General features: G+C 70.0%; 1 protein-coding gene. It reads right to left on the reverse strand.

The window, feature by feature from the left end; translation table 11 throughout:
• Positions 1 to 16 precede the first annotated feature (16 nt).
• Positions 17 to 1,096, reverse strand: coding sequence for an IS110 family transposase (locus ACI2LW_RS33685; protein WP_404735059.1), 1,080 nt, complete (start codon positions 1,094 to 1,096; stop codon positions 17 to 19).
• Positions 1,097 to 1,325 lie beyond the last annotated feature (229 nt).

Genomic DNA, 1,325 nt, shown 5'->3' on the forward strand with positions numbered 1-1,325 from the left:
GATGCTCTTATGGATGTCAAGCGGCAGTTGTGAGCTGACGGCCATTCGTGGTTGAAGCAGTGATGAGCTGGTAGATCTCTCGGGCGATGTACCGCTTGAGACAGCGGATGATCTCCTTCTTGGACAGTCCTTCCTTCGTGCGGCGCTCCATGTAGGAGCGAGTCCGTGGGTCCCAGCGCAGACGGCAGAGCACGATGCGGTAGAGGGCCGCGTTGGCTGCCCGGTCGCCGCCCCGGTTGAGCCGGTGGCGTTGGGTGCGGCCGGAGGAGGCCGGCAGCGGGGCGGCGCCGCAGAGCATCGCGAAGGCCGCCTCCGAGCGCAGGCGCTCGGGGTTGTCGCCCACAGTGACCAGCAGTTGCCCCGCCACGTCGGCGCCGACGCCGTTGAGCGCAAGCAGCCGAGGTGCGATGTCGGTGACCAGCGGGGCGATGACCTCATCCAGCTCGTCGATCTCCTGAGCGAGCCGCTGGTGACGCCGGGCCAGGGTCCGCAGAGCCATCCGGCCGGCGACCACCGGGTCGCCGGCCCGGCGGGCATCGGGCCGCCAGGCCGCGCAGGTGAAGATCAGCTGCCGGTCGCCCAGCTCGCGCACCGCGGCACGCAGTTCTTCCGGCGCGGACACAATCAGTGCTTTCATCTGCCGTGACACGTCGGCGCGTTGCTGGACCGCACTGCGGCGGGCGACCCGCAGACTGCGCAGGGACTCCACCCGGCCGTCGCGCTGCTTGGGTATCCCGGTGCGGCGGGCCGACAGTGCCGCACGGGCGGCGGCCTCGGCGTCCACGGGGTCTGACTTGCCCTGCCAGCGGCGGGCCTTGCGGTCCTGGCGGTCGATCTCGACCACCGCCACCTCCTGCTCGCGCAGATAGCGGGCCAGGCCGGCCCCGTAGGCACCCGTGCCCTCCACACCGACCAGCACCAGGACACCGAACGAGCGGAGCCATGACACAAGCTGGCGGTAGCCGGCCGCCGTGGCCTCGAACTGCTCCGCGCCCAGGACCCGCCCCACGGAGTCGACCGCCGCGGCGGTGTGGGTGTCCTTGTGCGTGTCCACGCCGCCGGTGACCTCGACGAGCTGCTGTGCGATGGTTGACATCGCCGTCCTCTCCACTGATCCGGTAGGGGCGGCAGCCACCGACCGAGCAGGCGGACAAGACAGTGATGGGGCCTCTGGCCAGGCTCTTATGAAGTCACGCAGGCCGGTGCGGTGGATGCACACGAGCGCCTCCCGGCCGGGGCCGACAGATCCCGTTGAGGACCCAAGGTCAGTCAGTGGCTGGGTCAGACCCCGCCGGGAGACGCTCACGAACATCCTCACTGTCAGT

The sequence above is a fragment of the Streptomyces sp. NPDC004065 genome (genome assembly GCF_044903565.1).
Classification (GTDB): domain Bacteria; phylum Actinomycetota; class Actinomycetes; order Streptomycetales; family Streptomycetaceae; genus Streptomyces.